Source organism: Algoriphagus jejuensis (genome assembly GCF_039523455.1).
GTDB classification, from domain to species: Bacteria; Bacteroidota; Bacteroidia; order Cytophagales; family Cyclobacteriaceae; genus Algoriphagus; species Algoriphagus jejuensis.
Genome location: NZ_BAAAFI010000002.1, coordinates 35,636 through 53,690, shown reverse-complemented (window position 1 = coordinate 53,690; position 18,055 = coordinate 35,636). Strand labels below are relative to the sequence as shown.

The 18,055-nt window shown below is 47.4% G+C and carries 16 protein-coding genes; 14 read left to right on the top strand and 2 right to left on the bottom strand.

Translation table 11 applies throughout. The annotated features are described in order from the left end of the window. Positions 1-22 precede the first annotated feature (22 nt). From ABD031_RS01250 to ABD031_RS01185, 14 genes are all read left to right on the top strand, one after another. Positions 23-1,027, top strand: a complete 1,005-nt coding sequence (locus ABD031_RS01250; protein WP_425542704.1) for a radical SAM/SPASM domain-containing protein — start codon at positions 23-25, stop codon at positions 1,025-1,027. A 119-nt stretch (positions 1,028-1,146) separates the two neighbouring features. Further along, positions 1,147-3,735, top strand: a complete 2,589-nt coding sequence (locus tag ABD031_RS01245; protein WP_343847977.1) for an SLBB domain-containing protein — start codon at positions 1,147-1,149, stop codon at positions 3,733-3,735. Further along, positions 3,735-4,802, top strand: a complete 1,068-nt coding sequence (locus ABD031_RS01240) for a GumC domain-containing protein (protein WP_343847976.1) — start codon at positions 3,735-3,737, stop codon at positions 4,800-4,802. The genes ABD031_RS01245 and ABD031_RS01240 overlap by 1 nt, the downstream gene beginning before the upstream one ends. 13 nt (positions 4,803-4,815) lie before the next feature. Next, positions 4,816-6,108 (top strand): oligosaccharide flippase family protein, encoded by a 1,293-nt coding sequence (locus tag ABD031_RS01235; protein WP_343847975.1) that lies wholly within the window; start codon positions 4,816-4,818, stop codon positions 6,106-6,108. Next, a complete protein-coding gene (locus ABD031_RS01230; RefSeq protein WP_343847974.1) occupies positions 6,092-7,027 on the top strand; it encodes a glycosyltransferase family 2 protein in 936 nt (311 codons plus the stop codon). Before ABD031_RS01235 ends, ABD031_RS01230 begins: the two co-directional genes overlap by 17 nt. After that, complete coding sequence (locus ABD031_RS01225) at positions 7,018-8,427, top strand: O-antigen ligase family protein (protein WP_343847973.1); 1,410 nt, start codon at positions 7,018-7,020, stop codon at positions 8,425-8,427. The genes ABD031_RS01230 and ABD031_RS01225 overlap by 10 nt, the downstream gene beginning before the upstream one ends. Beyond that, positions 8,414-9,289 carry a class I SAM-dependent methyltransferase gene (locus tag ABD031_RS01220; RefSeq protein WP_343847972.1) on the top strand — a complete coding sequence of 292 codons (876 nt, stop codon included), beginning with the start codon at positions 8,414-8,416 and terminating at the stop codon, positions 9,287-9,289. Before ABD031_RS01225 ends, ABD031_RS01220 begins: the two co-directional genes overlap by 14 nt. A gap of 86 nt (positions 9,290-9,375) precedes the next feature. After that, positions 9,376-10,302 (top strand): class I SAM-dependent methyltransferase, encoded by a 927-nt coding sequence (locus tag ABD031_RS01215; protein ID WP_343847971.1) that lies wholly within the window; start codon positions 9,376-9,378, stop codon positions 10,300-10,302. 35 nt (positions 10,303-10,337) lie between these two features. After that, positions 10,338-11,114, top strand: a complete 777-nt coding sequence (locus ABD031_RS01210) for a class I SAM-dependent methyltransferase (protein ID WP_343847970.1) — start codon at positions 10,338-10,340, stop codon at positions 11,112-11,114. A 107-nt stretch (positions 11,115-11,221) separates the two neighbouring features. Continuing rightward, complete coding sequence (locus ABD031_RS01205) at positions 11,222-12,352, top strand: glycosyltransferase family 4 protein (protein WP_343847969.1); 1,131 nt, start codon at positions 11,222-11,224, stop codon at positions 12,350-12,352. Next, positions 12,349-13,245: a class I SAM-dependent methyltransferase gene (locus ABD031_RS01200; RefSeq protein ID WP_343847968.1), complete on the top strand. Its 897-nt coding sequence runs from the start codon at positions 12,349-12,351 to the stop codon at positions 13,243-13,245. The genes ABD031_RS01205 and ABD031_RS01200 overlap by 4 nt, the downstream gene beginning before the upstream one ends. Further along, positions 13,238-14,386: a glycosyltransferase family 4 protein gene (locus ABD031_RS01195; RefSeq protein ID WP_343847967.1), complete on the top strand. Its 1,149-nt coding sequence runs from the start codon at positions 13,238-13,240 to the stop codon at positions 14,384-14,386. The genes ABD031_RS01200 and ABD031_RS01195 overlap by 8 nt, the downstream gene beginning before the upstream one ends. Beyond that, positions 14,373-15,548, top strand: a complete 1,176-nt coding sequence (locus tag ABD031_RS01190) for a DUF1972 domain-containing protein (RefSeq protein ID WP_343847966.1) — start codon at positions 14,373-14,375, stop codon at positions 15,546-15,548. The genes ABD031_RS01195 and ABD031_RS01190 overlap by 14 nt, the downstream gene beginning before the upstream one ends. Positions 15,549-15,623: 75 nt before the next feature. Beyond that, a complete protein-coding gene (locus ABD031_RS01185; RefSeq protein ID WP_343847965.1) occupies positions 15,624-16,037 on the top strand; it encodes an OsmC family protein in 414 nt (137 codons plus the stop codon). A 97-nt stretch (positions 16,038-16,134) separates the two neighbouring features. Here ABD031_RS01185 and rlmF read toward each other — a convergent pair whose 3' ends face one another. Then, on the bottom strand, positions 16,135-17,085 hold the full coding sequence (rlmF, locus tag ABD031_RS01180) for a 23S rRNA (adenine(1618)-N(6))-methyltransferase RlmF (protein ID WP_343847964.1): 951 nt from the start codon (positions 17,083-17,085) through the stop codon (positions 16,135-16,137). 15 nt (positions 17,086-17,100) lie between these two features. Then, positions 17,101-17,832 (bottom strand): SIMPL domain-containing protein, encoded by a 732-nt coding sequence (locus tag ABD031_RS01175; protein ID WP_343847963.1) that lies wholly within the window; start codon positions 17,830-17,832, stop codon positions 17,101-17,103. Positions 17,833-18,055 lie beyond the last annotated feature (223 nt).

The following is an 18,055-nucleotide window of genomic DNA, read 5'->3' as shown; positions in this document are numbered from 1 at the left end:
CCTTAATGCCGTATTTTCCGAAGTGAAAAACACGTGGATCACCGGGCTGGCATTTTTTCGATACCTGACTTTGCAAAAAGTCACCAATTACCTCCTGCTTCGGAGTTCCTTCCACCTAAGTCAAATCTTGGGCAAGCCGATCATGTGGGGTAAACCCACCACGCTCAGCATCGAGCCAACGACGAGTTGTAATCTTCGCTGTCCGGAGTGCCCTTCTGGCTTGAGATCATTTTCACGTCCGACTGGGATGTTGCAAGAGCAGCTTTTTGAAAAAGTAATCGATCAGTCCGCCCCCCATCTTTCTTGGCTCCATCTCTACTTTCAGGGTGAACCATTTTTGAATCCGAGGTTTCTAGAAATGGTAAAGTATGCAGATTCAAGGGGTATTTTCACCTCCACCTCGACCAACGCACACTACCTTCAAGCAAAGAAGGTGGAGGGTATTTTGCAAAGTGGATTGAAACAATTGACTGTGTCAATGGACGGCATCACCCAAGAAGTCTACGAATCCTATCGCATCGGGGGAAATCTGGAAAAAGTGCAGAATGGACTGAAATTGCTGATATCCGAACGAAAGAAAGCCGGCCGGAACTTTCCCAGAATCGTCCTCCAATTTCTCGTCACCGGACAAAATGAACATCAACTTCCTGTCTTAAAATCCTGGGCTCAGGCCATAAAAGTCGACGAGCTCCAACTCAAGACTACTCAAATCTATGGCTTCGAAAACGGCTCGGACCTGATTCCTTCTGACTTGGGCTACTCCCGATATGTGCCAACTGGCACCGGCAAGTGGAAGCTGAAAAAGCATCCAGAAAACAAATGCTGGAAAATGTGGGAAGGCGCCGTAGTCACTTGGGACGGGAAGGTTGTGCCGTGTTGCTTTGACAAGGACGCAAGCCACGTCATGGGCGAATTGAAAAGTCAGCCTCTGGCTTTAATCTGGAATTCTCTTGCCTATCTCAATTTTCGAAAACAGCTCCTCACAGATCGGACTCAAATTGAGATTTGCAGGAATTGTACGGAGTAGATAGCCCGCAACTGAGGCAGAAGCCCAGATTTTGGATCTATATTTGGTAGAATTAAGAAATTGACGGATTTTTGCCTCCAATATTCGACCGACTTTCACCCGGAACAGCCATTTAAAACATGATTTTAAACACAAGAATCTGGTATTTTTTTGCCTTAATCGTCCTCCTGGTTGGATCAGTTCCTCAGGCTTCCGCCCAGCAAAATACAGATTTGACGACGATCAAAGTCGATGAACTTTCCGACGACCAAGTAGCAGAATTGCTGAAGCGCGCGAGTGAAGCCGGAGTCGGAGCTGATGAATTCCTTCAAATGGCGCTACTCCGTGGAATGCCTTCCGCGGAAGTAGAAAAACTTAGAAATCGGATAGAGGAACTTGATTCGAGCGGTGCGGCAAGTAGAAGCACCAACGCGTCCCGCAGAGATCCGCGTCAACAGTTGAACCTGAATGAAATCACCAGAGGACTGTATCAACCCCAAGAGGAGATGTTGACCACTTCTGGCGGAAGCGAGATTTTTGGAAGCTCGCTGTTTTATCAGAAAAACCGCAGACTGAGCTTTGAGCCCAGTCTCAATCAGGCAACTCCCAAAAGTTACATCCTGGGCCCGGGAGATGTGGTTTTCGTAGACATCTACGGTGAATCCGAGCACTATTACGAGGCCACGGTCAATCCTGACGGCTTTGTCCTTTTGGACAATATCGGCCCAGTACCTGTATCCGGCAAAAGCATCGAATCCGCCACCGAGATTATCAAAAACCGTGTTGGCCAGTACTACCCCGGACTCACCGGGAGCAATCCCAACACCTTTCTTCAGGTGACTTTGGGAAACGTCCGTACGATCAAAGTACACATCCTTGGAGAGGTCAGATTGCCAGGAACCTTTACACTGAGCGCATTCTCTACGGCATTCAACGCCCTCTATGCCGCTGGTGGACCGAATGAAAACGGAACGATGCGCGCGATCAAACTGGTAAGAAACAAGAAAACCATCGCAGAGATCGACGTGTACGAGCTATTGATCAATGGCAGCGCCAATCTCGATCTTCAGCTGCAAGATCAGGATGTGATCTTGGTTTCTCCTTTTCAATCCAGAGTCAACGTAAAAGGAGAAGTGAAGCGTCCGATGACATTTGAGATCGGCGCCGAAGACACCTTCGAAGATCTACTCAGCTATGCCGGAGGATTTACTGATCTGGCTTTCAAAGACCGCATCGCCATCTCCAGAATCACAGGTAATCAGCGCTCCGTCTCTGATGTATATCAAAACCAATTCAATCTTTTTACCCTAAAAGGCGGTGACGAGATCACGGTAAGCAAGATATTGAACCGATACAGCAACCGCGTTCAGATCAAAGGCGCAGTCTATCGGGAGGGCGTATTTGCGCTTTCGGAGGGTTTGACATTGTCCCAACTGGTAAAAAATGCCGAAGGCCTGCGGGGCGATGCCTACACCGAGCGTGCGAGTATTCTCCGCACCAAAGCAGACCTCGGCACCGAAATGATCGAAGTCAATCTAGGCGCCGTGCTGGCTGGAACAGCCCCCGATGTCGTGTTAAAGCGAGAAGATGTGGTGCGGGTTTCCAGTATCTACGACATCCAAAACGAACATTACGTGCAGATTCTCGGTGAGGTGAAAAAGCCCGGAACCTATCCCTACTCCGATTCTATGAAGATCGAAGAGCTGATCATCTTGGCGGGAGGCCTGCAGGAATCGGCCAATTCCCAGGACATCGAGATCGCAAGAAGATTGGAAGATTCTGATCTTGGGACGCTTTCAGACATCATCCCCAGCCGCGTCAATCCGGATCTTTCTATCAATCCCGAGTCGCCTTCTCTTCAGCCCTTTGATCAGGTGATCGTGAGAAAGCGGGCCAATTTCACCATGCAGCGGCTCGTGGCGGTGGAGGGTCAAGTGAATGCTCCGGGCATGTTTGCCATTCAACATTCCGTCGAGCGGATCTCTGATTTGGTCAAACGAGCAGGTGGGCTGAATCAGTTCGCCTATGCAAGAGGTGCCTCGCTGATCCGCCGCACCGAATTTTTCAATACCGAGTCGGAGCAGATCCGGCGGCAGCGAAACCTGGAAGGCTTGAAGTTAAAACTCATCGAAGACCCCAATAACTCGGAAGCGCAGGAAGAGCTGCTTCAGCGCCTTTTCCGGGATCTTCCTGCGGAAAAAGTAAATGCGGTGGACACCTTGCTGGCCAATACCAAGAAAGAATCGCTCGATCAGGTCGCCGCAAGCACTCCGGGGTTTGCCGTGAAAATCAAGGAATCCGAAGCCGTCGCCATCGATCTGGAAAAAATCCTGCAAAATCCCGGTTCTGACGAGGATCTAATCCTGGAAGTTGGCGATATCCTGTCCGTGCCAAAGCTCCTGCAGACCGTACGCATGCGGGGTGACGTGGTCTACCCGACCACCCTACGCTACGAAAATAGCCGAAGTCTCAAACACTACATCAATGGCGCCGGGGGATTTGAGCGCCGGGCAAATAAGAAACAAACCTACGTGGTCTATGCCAACGGAGCGGTGAAGCGAACCAAAGGCTTCCTGGGTATAAGGAACTACCCTCCGGTAGAACCCGGAGCTGAGGTCATCGTGCCCACCAAAGGGCCGAAGGTGCCACTTCGACTTGGAGAAATCGTCGGAATCACCACCGGGCTGGCGACCTTGGCTTTAGTCATTTCACAAATCAACTGGGAGTAATGGCAGGATCACAACATTTTTCCCAAAGTCAGTTCACGCTCAAAGAAGTCTTCCTAAACGTAGAAGATTGGGGGCGGTTTTTCCTTTCCAAGTGGAAAATCCTGGTATTGGCTGGTATCATCGGGTTGGTAATCGGAGTCTTGTTTTCGATGTTCAAAAAGCCGGTTTTCCATGCCGAAACTTCCTTTGTCCTCGAAGAAGGCGAAGGTGGCGGCATCGGGCAGATGTCCGGATTGGCATCCTTGGTAGGAGTCAATCTCGGCTCGCTGGGCAGTACAAGCGGACTCTTCCAGGGAGACAACATCATGGAGCTGTACCGCTCAGACAGAATGCTTGGAGAGACATTGCTCAGTCCTTTCAGCGATGAGCAATTGCTCATTGACCGCTTTGTGGAGTTTGAAGAACTGGACAAGAAATGGGGATCAAAGGTTGATTTTTCCTCTCTGGACTTTTCTAAGTCAAGAGAGGAATTCACGATTACTCAGGATTCGGTGGTCAAGGAAGTATCCAGGTTGATCCGCGAAAACCAACTCGGTGTCGCAAAACCGGATCGGAAGCTGAGCATCATTCAAGTGAGTATTGCTTCGAAAGACGAGCATTTTGCCAAGGTTTTCAACCAAATGCTGGTGGATAAAGTGAACACGTTTTATTTTGAAACCAAAACCAAGAAAACCGGGGAAAACCTCTTCATCTTGCAAGGTCAAGCGGATAGCGTAAGGGCGATCCTGGACGAAAGTATCGGAGCCTATGCCAGCGCCACCGACCGGGTTCCCAATGCCAACCCATTGTTGAGTTCAGCCACTATAGAAAGTAAGAAACGTCAGATTGACGTACAGGCGACCGGTGCAGTCTATCAAGAGATTGTCAAAAACCTGGAGATCGCCAAGGTGAACCATCGCAACAATTCCCCTTTGATCCAAATCATCGACTCCCCAAGACTCCCACTGAAGCGCAGTGAAATCCGCTTGGTAAAAGGGATGGTTTTAGGAGCGATAATCACGGGTTTGTTGGTGTTTTTTGGACTGTATTTCCGCAGACTGTACCACAAGCATGTGCAGGAAAGCTAAGCATTAAGCTGCCATGTTCGAAAAACTCAACCTACTCATCCCGCTCGGGAACTACTTCCGAAACAAATCAATCCAGAATTTTCTATTCCTTTCTTTTATTCAGTCCTCCAATGTACTGATCTCCATCATTTCTATGCCTCTGTTGATCCAGAGTATAGGACTCGATCAGTTTGGGCTTGTCAATCTGGCGCTTTCGGTTATTGCCATGCTGAATATTCTGGTGGCTTTTGGCTACAACTTAAGTGCACCTAGGGAAGTGGCTATCAATCGCGAGGACAAGACTGCGCTCTCGCGTATTGTCTCCAATGTATTCTCAGCCAAGGTTTTTCTTGCTGGTATCGCTTCGCTGATTGTTTTGGTAGCAGCCTTCGGACTGGGACTTTTCAGCGAATACCGTATTATATTGATTTTCTCTCTGCTATTGCTCTTTTCTGAGGCTACACTTCCGCTGTGGTTCTTTCAGGGAAGAGAAAAAATGAAGCTCGTTTCGATTGCCAATGTGTTTTCCAAGCTGCTTTTTCTCTTGGGCATTGTGCTGTTCATCCATTCTCCAGAACAAAGCAAATGGGTAAACTTCATGTTGGGCCTATTAGGCTTGGGCATTAATCTACTGCTGCTTGGTTACATTCATACCTTTCTCGATATTCGCTTTTACCGTCCGGAGTTTAAAGCAATCTGGAAAAGTCTAAGGGAAAATGTCCTGCTCTTCTTAAGTAACTTCGCCAGCTTCATCTCCATCAACGGGGGTCTGATCATCCTGAGTTTTTTTTCTAATGCCGAAACGCTGGGAATGTATAGCCTCGCTGAGCGCGTAGTAATGGTGCTGAGGCTGTTCCCGGCACTGATCGTACAGGCGATCTTTCCAAACGCGTCAAAGCTGTACCAGGAAGACGCGAATAGATTTTATCGGTTTCTGCGCAGGGTACATATCCGCGTTCTACTCCTTGGAGTGGTGGTATTCGCCGGAGTCTACCTTACTGCGCCTTGGATTATCCAAATACTCTCCAGATCAACGCTCGATGAGTCTGTGAGCTATCTGCAAGTCTTGTCTGCGATCCCATTCCTAGCCTGTATGAACATTGGAAACGTTACCCTGATGCTGGTAGCTGATCTAAAAAAGCTCCTCTTTCGGGCCAGTTGGATGATGTGTGTGTATATGGTCGTCGTGTCGGCCATTCTTACGTCGATGCTTGGAGGAATCGGCCTCTGCATCGGGATCCTTTCGACCGAAGTCATTGTTTTCTTGATCTGCTTGGTATTGCTGTACCGGCATAATCGAACTTTGTTCCGTGGCTATTATTCCTGAGGCATCGGTCGCGATCATTCTGGTCAACTGGAACGGACTTGAATTTACCCGTGCCTGCTTAGAATCGTTGAGGCGGGTTGATTTCCCCGATTTCCGGGTGATCCTGGTGGACAATGCTTCGCAAAACCAAGAAAGCGGGCGACTGAATAGAGAGTTTCCCGAAATCATGTTGGTTGAAAACCAAGAAAATTTGGGCTTCGCAGGCGGTAATAATGCGGGAATCCGACTTGCCTTGCAGCAGGGCTTTAGCCACATCATGCTGCTGAATAATGACACGGAGGTGGAACCTGACTTTCTGGGAGAGATGATGATCCACTTCAGCAGAAATCCAAGTTTGGGGGTAGTGCAGCCCCTGATTCTGTTCCTGAATGATCGGAAAAAAATCTGGAACGCCGGTGGTAAATGGGTGGCTGCAACTGGGCGCGCGGTCACGTTAGGCGACCGGGAGCCGCTTGCGGATTTCCGGGTGAAAGACATGAAAATGGACTGGGCAACGGGATGTTGTATGCTGATCTCTCGTGAGGCATTGCTCAAAACTGGCCTGCTCAACGAGCAATACTTTGCCTATTTTGAAGACGTGGACTGGTCACTCCGCTTCAGGAAGGCCGGATTTGGAATTGTGTTGGCGGAAAGAGCCCGGATATACCACGAGGCTGGAGCCTCTTCCAAAAAAGCCCATGCCGAGGGTATGCTCAGTCCAAAAGTGTTTTACTACCACGTCAGAAACCAGTTATTTCTCCTACGGGGAACCCTCCAAGGGTTTCACACCTTAGTAGGGTGCAGCTACCATCTTTCAAGATTTATGCTTTGGATGGGGTATTTCTTGCTGAGGGGTAGATTTCAAAAAATGAAAGCCGTGGCAAATGGAATCCGAGACGGGCTGACCACTCCCCTAGAACCCGCACCAAGATGGCCCTGATATTCTTTATTCTATTGGCTGCTGCTGTCGGCATCGCATTTTTGTGGGTGCTGCAGGAGATGATTTTCAAAGGAAAATGGCACTACTTCATCTTCTTCCTGGCCGCTTTTTTACCTTTTTACATTACCAGTCTCAGCGTCATTTATCTGGCGACACGCTCCCCGGAGGTCGTTGGGATATTCCAGATTTTAAAAGAAGTGGTCGTATTGGTCGCTGTTTTGGTCTTCATCTTCTATCAAAAACGAATTTTTAATTACCCATTTCGCCTCCAAACTACCGATTGGCTAATGCTGGCCCTATTGAGTCTAGCATTTCTATACCTGCTGATCCCGCTGGGAGAGGCTTCTTTTCTCAACAAAGCGCTGTACTACAAAAGTATGTTGATTCCAGGGCTGGTCTACTTTTTGGGCAGAAACACGCGCTTTGACGCATTAGAAATTAGCTGGGTTTTCAAAATCATCTTTGCGATTGCCATCGGCGCTTTTTTGGTCAATTGCCTAGAACATTATGTATTGGATGCCCATTTACAGCAATTTAGCGGCTATGCGCTGTACAATGTGGTGATCAACAACATTGAACCGACTGGTCATTTTGACCTGACATGGACTTTTGAAACCCAAGCTGTCACCAAGCGGCTGGCTGGGTTTTTTTCCGATCCATTGGAGCTGGCCAGTTCTGTGCTGATGGGCTTTGCGGCCGGATTGATTTGGTTTTTGACTTCGAAAAAGGAATACTGCTGGCCCTACCTGTTGGTCATGGCTTGCTCTCTCGGCAGTATGGTGTTTTCCGCCTCCCGAGCTGCCTTTGGGGCTTTTTTCATCATGATTTTCTTTGTGGCCTTGGTCTTCCGACTATACAAGCTAATCGGTGCGGGCTTTGTTGTTTTGCTGGGTTTTGGGCTGTATATCGTGTTTTTCGCATCGGAGGATTTTTATTTCTTTGTGCTGGATACCCTGACTTTTGAGAACACCTCCAGTATGGGACATGTGGTGGAGTGGCTGCTGGCCTTGGACTCTATGCTCGCCAATCCCCTCGGAATCGGACTGGCGATGAGCGGAAACTTTGGCAGTGTGACGGATGAACTCCGGGTCGGAGGGGAAAACCAGTTTTTGATCTATGGAGTACAGCTCGGCTGGCTGGGCATGTTGCTTTACATTTTCCTTCTCGCTTCGGGGGTGAAAGACGCCATCACCACATTCCGAAACTCAGAAAATCTGGGAATCGCCCGCATCGCCTTCACCGGTGCGGTGGTAAAAGTCGGTCTGCTTTTGCCCCTTTTCACGGCCAATGTTGAAATTTACACGTACGTCTCCTGGCTATCCTGGTGGATGATCGGGGTCAGCGTCAACGAATATTCCAATTTAAAAACAGCTAATACTGTCTTAAATGATCCTTCATAGAAAATGCCCGATCTGCCACTCGGAAAGTTTACGTGGTTACGCCATTGACACTAGCAGAAAGGGCCCCCATATCTCCAGAGTTCAATGCAACGCCTGCGAATTGGTCTTTGCCAATCCCATGGCAGACGAGAAAGAGCTGGTCGAATACTACACGCAGTATTATGAAAAAGACCTCTACGAAGCGATGGACTATAAGACATTGGTGGAGGCGCATTTTGCAAGAATCAAGAACCTCACGCCAAAGACGATCAAAGATGATGCGCGGTACCTCCGTTGCCTGATGGAAGGAACAAAGTTTTTGGACGTAGGCTGTGGGTTGGGCTTAGGGCTCGCCTATGCCAATCAGTTTGGATGTGAATTGAGTGCCACCGAATTTGACCAGGGAGCGCTGGATTTTATATCAGGGCATTTTAATGTCAAGACTTTCAGGGGGGATGTTTGGTCTGCTGGTTTTCCCGATGACACGTTTGATTTTATTCACATTTCCCACGTGATTGAGCATGTGCTGGACCCAAGGGCTTATGTGCTTGAAATGAAGCGAATCGTGAAGCCAGGGGGATATATTGCCATCGGAACCCCGGATATCTCAAGCAGCCTCTATACACTTCACCGCTGGACAAAGCTATTGAGACTCCAAGTGCCTGATGTAATCGATGGGCTGGAGCATACCTTTATCTTCCCTAAGCCGGTGTTGCGATCGCTTTGTGAAGCAGAAGGCTTGCATGTAGTGGATCACTACACGCATTCCTTGGGAGAAAAACTGGGGAATTTAATCCGCTACAAGATGCCACTGACCCAGAAAATCAACCGACTAATCCAGAATTTTTTTCAGGTCAACCAGTGGATAGTTTGTCGGAAATAGGCTGAAGCTTCGATTGACGGTTTAAGTTTAGGGGAGGACAATTGACTAGTATTCTCAAAATGGACGGCTATTTTTGTCCGCAAAACATGGAGGAATTGAATAAGAGAACTATTTGCCCCGCTTGCGGAAATGGATTGGACAACGTGTTTTTTACCGGTTCCGAGCGGATGTTCGGACTTGGTGGAGAGTTCCCGTATGGTGAATGTGCCAGATGCACGGCGGTTTTCATCCGAGAGGTTCCCATCGATTTGGGGAGCTATTACTCAGGCAACTATTATTCCTTTCGGGAGTTTAGGCAAAGTGGAACTGTGGGGCGGATGTTGAAAAAGATGCGGTATAAAGCCTATCAGCGTGGAATTTCGCTGAAGGATCCGGTGTATTTTCGCTGGCTTTCGCTGCTGAGGGGCAAACCTTCCGACCGCATCGCCGATATCGGTTGCGGCAATGGGCAGCTTTTGGGTGAACTATCCTACTGCGGTTTCCAAACGCTCCATGGTTATGACCCTTTTTTGGATTCTTCGCGTGACTATTCTGGATTTTCCCTGCGAAAGACTGATTACTTCGATATCGAAGAACGCTACGATATCCTGATGTTTCACCACTCCCTGGAGCATTTAGCCGATCCGGCTGCTGTTTTTGGCATGTTGGAAAAGATACTGAACCCCGGCGGCCGGGTTTTGATCCGAGTGCCGGTCACCGATGGACAGGTGTGGAAGGAAGAACGCGAATATTGGTTCCAATTGGATGCGCCGAGACATCTTTTCATTCCAAGCACCAAGTCTATTCAATTAATGGCAGATCGATTTGGTTTGGAGCTTTACGAAAGTGAGTTTGACAGTTTAGACAATCAATTTTGGGGAACAGAGCTGTATAAACGTGGAAAGCCGTTTGCCGGAACCGACATCAAAAAAGAGTTTACCTCAAAAGAACTGAATTCTTTCGGAGACAAAGCCAAACTGTACAATCAAAAGCAGCAGGGAGACCAGGCTTGCTTCTACCTGAGAAAGCGATAAACATGGACAATTTTGAAATACTTGAACAGCAAATTGTGAGTTCATCGGAATCAGTTTCCAATGAAAAGGTCTATTTCGACTTTCATAGAAAGCGATTTCAGCGCTTCGATCAATTCCTGGACAAAATCGCTGTCTCAGATGCTAAAAATTTCCACGTGCTAGAGATAGGAAGTCACTACCTCCACACGTCACTTCTGCTTGCGGGTCGGGGCTTTCAGGTAGATGCCATGGATGTTGAGGAATTTTGGAACTTGGATTTCGTCAAAGCAAGGGGAAAAAAATTCGGACTGAATCCTATCATCGAGAATGACATTTCAAGGTTGGAGCGGTTCAGTGACATCTTCGACAGATACGACTTGGTCGTGTTTACGGAGATCATGGAGCACATTACATTCAACCCGATACAGTTTTGGAAAACCATCTACCAAATCTTAAAGCCGGGAGGACAGATCTACATCTCAACCCCGAATGCATTTGCTCTTCCCAACTACGTCAGAAATCTAAAGAACACCCTTTTTCTAAAATCCATCGGAATCACAGTGGGTGATATTCTGGCAAAAGTCACTTACGGGCATCATTGGAAAGAATATTCCCCAAATGAAGTCCGAGCTTATTTTGCCCTGCTGTCATCCGACTTTGAGGTCGAAATCCATCCCTATCACTACAAAGTGTATGACCTGAAGCCACCTTATCTGATGTTTAAACTACTTTCTAAACTCGGGAACATGACAAAGACCTTTGCAGACGATATAGAGGTGATTGTGCGTTTGAAGCAAAAAACTGGATGGAGTATCAAGGAGCCGGAGTATTGATTGATTTCTGGGGGTAGCGACCCCGGTTGGACGCTGTCCATTTTCCGGTAGATCAGAGTATTAAATAGTTTTGATGATTCTGATTATCTTTGGACAAATTCCCTCTTTTGAAAGTCCTCCTCGATCTCCAATACCTCAACGTCGCCACCACCGGGATCAAAACCTACATGCTCGAGTTGGCTCATGCTGCCCGGCAATTTCCGCATCCTGAGATCGAATGGATTTTTTCCCATGATCCGGAGGAGCAGGCAAATGATAAAACCTTTAAAGGTCCCCAATCCAAGATTCAGAAGCTGAACTACCACCTGGATTATTTTCGGTGGAAGGAGTTTCAGCTGCCCGATCTAGTCAAATACCATCAGCCGGATATTCTGATCTGCCCAGACTTTATCTCTCCCGCAGCATCTCTGCCTTGCCGGAGACTGACGGTAATCCACGATGCCTTTTTCTGGCAAATGCCTCAAAACTACCCGAAGTGGTGGAGAAAGTACTTCCTGAGTCTTATCAGAAAGGGCCTCAAAGAAAAAACTGAGATTATCACGACGACGGAATATTCCAAAAACTCCCTATTGGAGCATCTGGGAAATGACCTGCCCATCACTGTGGTCTATCAGGCTCCGAAGATTCTTAATGGAGTTTCTTCCCCCTCCTTTCTACCCGAACATAAGCTTGCCAAAGAAGGCTATTTTCTTCATGTCGGAACCTTTGACAAAAGGAAAAACCTGCCGTTGTTGGTTCGTTCCTATGCGGATTTTTTGGCTAAAAGCCAGTCTGCTAAAAAGTTGGTGCTCGTAGGAGGGCCGGGGCAGAGCACGGTGATGAATGACAAGCCGATTGTGGAGGAGTTGGTCAAAAGCCTCGGTTTGGAGGAAAAAGTAATCCTGCCCGGATACCTGGATGACAGTGATGTAAAAGCGCTTTACGAGGGAGCATTCTGCTACGTTTTTCCCTCCGAAAATGAAGGTTTTGGGATTCCGATTCTCGAGGCCATGGAGTTCGGTGTACCGGTGATCCACTCCGATCAGCTAGCCTTGATGGAAGTGGCTGGGGCCGCCGGCTTGCACTTTGCTACTGGAATACAGTCAGAATTGACAGAAAAAATGATACTTTTGGAACGTGAAAGAGATCTGAAAGCCCGCTTGGTTCAAGCGGGAAAAGCTAGGTCCGAAGATTTTTCCGCTCAAAAATTTATAGCTGCTTTTCAAGATACCATACTTCGTTCGCCACTTGCTAAATGAGGCAAATCACTTGTCCTATCTGTAGTCAACATCCTGAGTACGAGCCCGAAAAGGTGTCCGTTTGCCAGTGTGCATCCTGTGGTCTTCGGTGGACTTTTTTGCCGGACGACGTAGATGCTGAAGCACTCTACACCGACGAGGTGTACGCAGTGGTGGACAACAGAAATTCACCCTTTGAACGGATCATTTTTTCGGAAGCCTCGAAAATCCTGAAAAAAGCACGAAGAATACGCCCCGAAGGAAAAACACTGTTGGATTTTGGCTCGGGAAAAGGCCAGTTTCTCGCCGTCGCAAAAAATGCCGATTGGGAGGGATTGGGGATAGAGACCGCAACGGAACGATGTAATTTCGCTTCTGAAAAATATCAGGTCAAAGTCTTGAATACTTGGTATCAGGGTGGGAAAATTGCCGATGGAAATTTTGACATGATCACGCTAAATCATGTCTTGGAGCATTTGCCACAGCCTCTGGTTTTCATGGCGGAACTGTTGGGGGAAAACTTGGCAAAAGACGGTTTGGTCTATATTGAGGTGCCGCGCGCAGATTCCTGGCAGGCAGGCCTCTCCGGTAAAAAATGGATGCATTGGGATATTCCCAAGCATTTGACGCATTGGACGGAGTCGGATTTAGAAAAAGAGTTTTCCAAGATTGGCTATCAAAAAGTAGCTTCCCGGCGCATCTCGGTACATTTGGGTGTTTTGGGAATGCTGCAAGCGCTACTTTCGAGCTTAGGCTACCGAAAAAATCTCATTCTCCAACTCAAAAGACGCAAGTCTCCGTCACTTCTTTTTTTGATTGCTGTTGTTCTGCCTTTTGCCTGGGTTTTCGAACTGCTCTCTGCTTTGTTTGACAAGTCTGGAATTGTTGGCATTTACCTGAAAAGAAATGGCTAAACAACGCAACGTTCTTTTTTTGCAAAGCTCCTCCGAACTCTATGGCTCGGGTAGGATCATCCTGCAGGTGCTGAGACTATATAAGCGCGAAGGCTTTAACCCAATCGTCGTACTCACTGGCGAAGGATCGCTGGAGCCCATGCTAAAAGAAGAGGGGTTTCCTGTCTATATCCAAAATCTGGGGATACTTCGCAGGAAATACGTCAATCCTACGGGTCTACTTAATAGGCTGAGTAAAAACCTGAAGGCGTACCGATTTCTTAACGAGCTCCATGAGAAATATAGGTTTGAACTGGTGTACTCCAATACCCTTGCAGTAATCGTCGGGGCTTATTGGGCCAAGCGAAATGAAATTCCACACCAGTGGCACATCCATGAGATCCTTCCGGGCCCGGCTCCTTTGGTCAAAGTGCTGTGCGGCCTGCTTGATCAAAGTACGCCCAAACCTATTGCGGTTTCCCAGGCTGTTGCGGATCATTGGCAGCCGCTTTTGAAGAAATCAACGATCGAGGTTATCCACAATGGTATTCCCTACGATGAATTTTTAGAAGATTCTCCGCTGGCGAAAACGGAATTGGGTATTCCGGAAGATCACGTGTGCATCGGGATGATCGGAAGGATAAATCCCGGCAAAGGACAACTTTTCTTTTTGGAAATGGCTGAGCGTATAGCCAGAAACAACCCCAAAACCCATTTCGTCTTAATTGGAGATCCTTTTCCCGGATATGAGCCCATCTTGGAAGAAATAAGGACAAAGATTCGTTCCAAAAAACTCAGTCCTCGCATAAGCTATCTGGGATTCAGAGCAGATATTCCCGCAGTGATGAAGTCTTTGGATATCTTTGTCTTGCCTTCGATTTTGCCAGATTCTTTTCCTACCGTAATTTTGGAAGCTATGGCCTCTGCAAAACCCGTAGTAGCTACCTATTCTGGAGGCGCAGCGGAGATGGTTATCGATGGAAAAACTGGCTTTTTGATTCCAGTCGGAAATATAGAACTAGGTGTAGAGGCTATAGAAAAATTGATATTAAACCCTGAATTGCGCATGGAATTTGGAAATGCAGGAAGAGCAAGAGTTCTTACTGAATACAGCCTTAAGGCCTTCGAAGACAAAATTAAATCCATTTATGGCACAAGCTAAGAAGAAGTTAAAAGTCGCCATAATGGGTGCAAAAGGTTACCCGTACGTCTATGGAGGATACGATACTATGGTAAGAGAGCTTGGAGAGCGCCTGGTCCACAGGGGCGTGCATGTGAGGGTGTACAACCATCGCGCGCTGTTCCCTCAGAGACCTCGCTATGTAAACGGCATCGAATGTATCTACACTCCGGCGATTGAATCCAAAATCCTCACTCAGCTGTCACATACCTTTTTTTCCATGATTCATGCTTGTTTTTCAGACGTGGATGTGATTCTTGTGGTCAATAGCGCAAATGGTCCTTTCGGATTGATATCGAAGTTTTTTAGAAAACCGACGGCGATCAATGTCGATGGCTTGGAGTGGCTTAGACCCAAGTGGAAGGGATTAGGTTCGCGTTATTTTTTCTGGGCATCCAGAATAGCAACCAAACTATACGATCAAGTCATCAATGACTCGGTAGAAATGGAGCGTGTCTACAAAGAGCTCTTTAACGCCAAGTCAAAGGTTATAGCCTATGGCGCCAACCCGGTAGATGACGCAGATCCGGCGTATGTTGAAAAATGGGGGATCATACCCCAGGAATATTTCCTGATCGTGGGCAGACTCATCCCCGACAACAATGCAGACATCATCATCGAGGGGTTTCTCCAGTCTGATTCTGAACGAAAACTGGTAATAGTGGGCGATGTCCCTTATTTAGACGACTATGCAACTCTCCTGAAAAACATAGACGACGATCGCCTTCTTTTTCTGGGATACGTCACCGATGGAAATGAGTTGGCCGCTTGGTATTCCCATTGCTACGCCTATTTCCATGGGCACGAATTTGGAGGCACCAATCCTGCTATGCTCAAAGCACTCGGCTATGGATGTGCAATATTGGCGCTGGATACTCCGTTCAATCAGGAAATGCTTCAAGATGGAAAGCATGGTTGGTATTTTCAGAAGGACGCTGAATCCATCAGAGACATCATTGAGGCAGCGGAAAGTACCCCAAAAAGAATGGAGTATTTCAGGTCTATTGCAAGAAGTGGATTGGTGAAAAGATACAATTGGGATTATGTCACCGATCAATACCTCGAAGTGTTTCAAGAACTCGCGGGATTTAGACTGGAAGTGCACGTTCCTGAGGTGAACGAGGTCGAAAAAATGATTCCCTAGCAATTCTGTCGCCAGAATTTGTAATTTGATGCAAAATTTGTCTGGTAAATCTTAACCACAAAACTCTTTAATATCATGATCAGAAAAGCAACCGCCGTTTGGAATGGTAGCGGCAAAGAAGGCTCAGGCCACTTGACTACAGACAGTACCGTCCTTAACAAAACCCAATACTCATTTAACACTCGATTTGAAGACGGGGTCGGGACCAATCCCGAAGAATTGATCGCGGCTGCCCACGCAGGCTGCTTTGCGATGAAGCTGAGCTTCAACCTCACAGGAGCCGAATTTCCGCCAAAGGAACTCGAAGTATCTGCAAACATCACTTTTGAGGATGGCACTTTGAAAAAATCTCACTTGGTGCTCAAGGCTACCGTGGATGGTATTTCGGAAGAAAAGTTTGCCGAATTAGTGAAGGACGCCGAGGAAAACTGTCCCATCTCCAAAGCACTAAAGATGGAAATCAGCTCTGAATACACGCTGAACGCTTGATTCAAATAGAACCTTATGTGGTCTGTAAGTACACCACCACTAAAAAAGGCAGCGCATTCAAACTCTCCAAGGGATTCAAAATCTTTGGAGAGTTTTTTCATTTATCCCACCGGAAATTCTTCCAGACATCCTGTTGCTGGGAATTGAGAAAAGTCCAAGCGACGAAACGGCTTTGCTTATTGCCCTGAGCCATGGAAATGGTTTTATGAGTGATCGCTCCGGCATTTTTTAGCAATCCGATGATCGGTTTGAGATTTTCGGACTTCGAAACCAAGGTGGTGAACCAAAAGACTTGGCTCTGAAACTCGCCGCTTTCGAGGATCATTTTTCGGATAAATTCCAGTTCCCCGCCTGCAGTCCACAACTCCGCAGCCTGCCCTCCAAAATTCAGTTTCGCTTTGACAACGGCTTTTCCGGTAAGGTTTCGAACCTTTCGTTGACTTCCTGCCTGAGCCGCCTCCGCAGAGTCATGAAAGGGTGGATTGCACATCGTGAGATCGAAAAACTCATCAGGCTGAATGATTCCGGTAAAGATCTTCGAAGCTTGTGCTTGTGCTCGGAGTTTGATTTTCGTCTGGAAAGCAGGATTTTCCCTCAGGATTTTCGCAGCTGATTCCAGCGCCAAGGGATTCACTTCCGATCCCACCATCTTCCAATCATGGATCGCCGATCCCAGAAGTGGATAAATCAGATTCGCTCCCGTGCCGATGTCCAGGACGCGACCATTAGAACCGGAGGGCATCTTTCCGGCGTTGCTTTCTGCGAGTAAATCCGCCAAATAATGGATATAGTCAGCTCGCCCAGGAATGGGAGGGCAAAGAAAGCCGTCAGGAATGTTCCAAAATTCCACTTTGTAGAAGTGCTTCAGCAAGGCGCGATTGAGGGCTTTGACAGCTTCGGGATTCGCAAAGTCGAGTGTTTGATTGCCGTGCTCATTCTGAAAAACAAAAGGCCGGAGCTCAGACAGAGTTTCCACTAATTTATCCAGTTCGTATCGTCCTTGATGAAGGTTTTGGGGATGGAGTCCAGCGTGTTTTGGCTTTCTCATTCCCAAAGCTACTGATCAATCCACCTCAAAAACCAACTTCATGGTAATCGAAGCGGTTTTGTTTTTGGATGAAGTGTTAAATGCGCCGCCCCAAGAATAATCTTCTCCGGAGTTTTGTCCTGTGATCTGGAAGATTCCCATGTTGGCCGTGATCAGGTCACCAAGCGAAGAGTTAGAATTTTCCGCGATTCGTTCCGCTCTGATTCTGCCGTCTTCGGTGGCTTTGGCGATCATTTCCAGCTTAAGGGATTCTAGTTGGGTATAGTAGTAGCGTGGTGGCTGAGAATAAAAGGTGATTCCTTGATTGAGCAGTTCGGTGATTTCCCGGCTGATCTTCTCCACTTTTTCCACCTCTTTGGATTCGATGACGAGCGTCTGACTGAGCTGATATCCGGTAAAAGTCTGTCCTGCGTAGGTTCCATTTGCAGTATAATTCTGCTGGTACATCGGATTTGTCGAGACGGCATTGAACACCAACTGCTCTTGAGGAATTCCCTTTGACCTGAGGTAAGTGATCACTGCGGTCTTGTCACTTTCGAGGCTCGCGTAGGCAGCTTTTAGATCGCTGCTTTCCCGAGAAAAGTTTCCTTCCCACACCAGCAAATCGGAGGTGAAATTTTGCTCGCCAAGCCCAGTGACATTAACCGTTCCCTGAGGCCTGTTGCGGTTGATTATTGCATTTCCCAGTACAAAGGAGGCGATGACTATCGCAATTCCAAAGACGATTGAGGAGAAGTTCTTTGTCATAGATAAAGATTGGATGGATGGAAGTTACCTGAATTCCGTTTCGGAATCAAATGCAAAAAACCCGCCCAAATGACAGATTTTCAGTTGTTTTAACGTCTCAAATTCTAATTAAGAGAACTGAGATTTTAATTAAAAGCCGAAAAATAATTTTTCCTCCCAGAAGCCAAATGGCGTCCGATCAATCGGGGACCAGGTTGATCTGCGAAAGTTCGTTTCCTGTTTG

What these genes read in the sequence shown, in the direction of transcription:
- ABD031_RS01225 (WP_343847973.1), top strand. Translation starts at nt 7,018, where the DNA reads ATGGCCCTGATATTCTTTATTCTATTGGCTGCTGCTGTCGGCATCGCA.
- ABD031_RS01215 (WP_343847971.1), top strand. Translation starts at nt 9,376, where the DNA reads ATGGAGGAATTGAATAAGAGAACTATTTGCCCCGCTTGCGGAAATGGA.
- ABD031_RS01220 (WP_343847972.1), top strand. Translation starts at nt 8,414, where the DNA reads ATGATCCTTCATAGAAAATGCCCGATCTGCCACTCGGAAAGTTTACGT.
- ABD031_RS01175 (WP_343847963.1), bottom strand. Translation starts at nt 17,832, where the DNA reads ATGACAAAGAACTTCTCCTCAATCGTCTTTGGAATTGCGATAGTCATC.
- ABD031_RS01200 (WP_343847968.1), top strand. Translation starts at nt 12,349, where the DNA reads ATGAGGCAAATCACTTGTCCTATCTGTAGTCAACATCCTGAGTACGAG.
- ABD031_RS01240 (WP_343847976.1), top strand. Translation starts at nt 3,735, where the DNA reads ATGGCAGGATCACAACATTTTTCCCAAAGTCAGTTCACGCTCAAAGAA.
- ABD031_RS01245 (WP_343847977.1), top strand. Translation starts at nt 1,147, where the DNA reads ATGATTTTAAACACAAGAATCTGGTATTTTTTTGCCTTAATCGTCCTC.
- ABD031_RS01235 (WP_343847975.1), top strand. Translation starts at nt 4,816, where the DNA reads ATGTTCGAAAAACTCAACCTACTCATCCCGCTCGGGAACTACTTCCGA.
- ABD031_RS01195 (WP_343847967.1), top strand. Translation starts at nt 13,238, where the DNA reads ATGGCTAAACAACGCAACGTTCTTTTTTTGCAAAGCTCCTCCGAACTC.
- ABD031_RS01185 (WP_343847965.1), top strand. Translation starts at nt 15,624, where the DNA reads ATGATCAGAAAAGCAACCGCCGTTTGGAATGGTAGCGGCAAAGAAGGC.
- ABD031_RS01190 (WP_343847966.1), top strand. Translation starts at nt 14,373, where the DNA reads ATGGCACAAGCTAAGAAGAAGTTAAAAGTCGCCATAATGGGTGCAAAA.
- rlmF (WP_343847964.1), bottom strand. Translation starts at nt 17,085, where the DNA reads ATGAGAAAGCCAAAACACGCTGGACTCCATCCCCAAAACCTTCATCAA.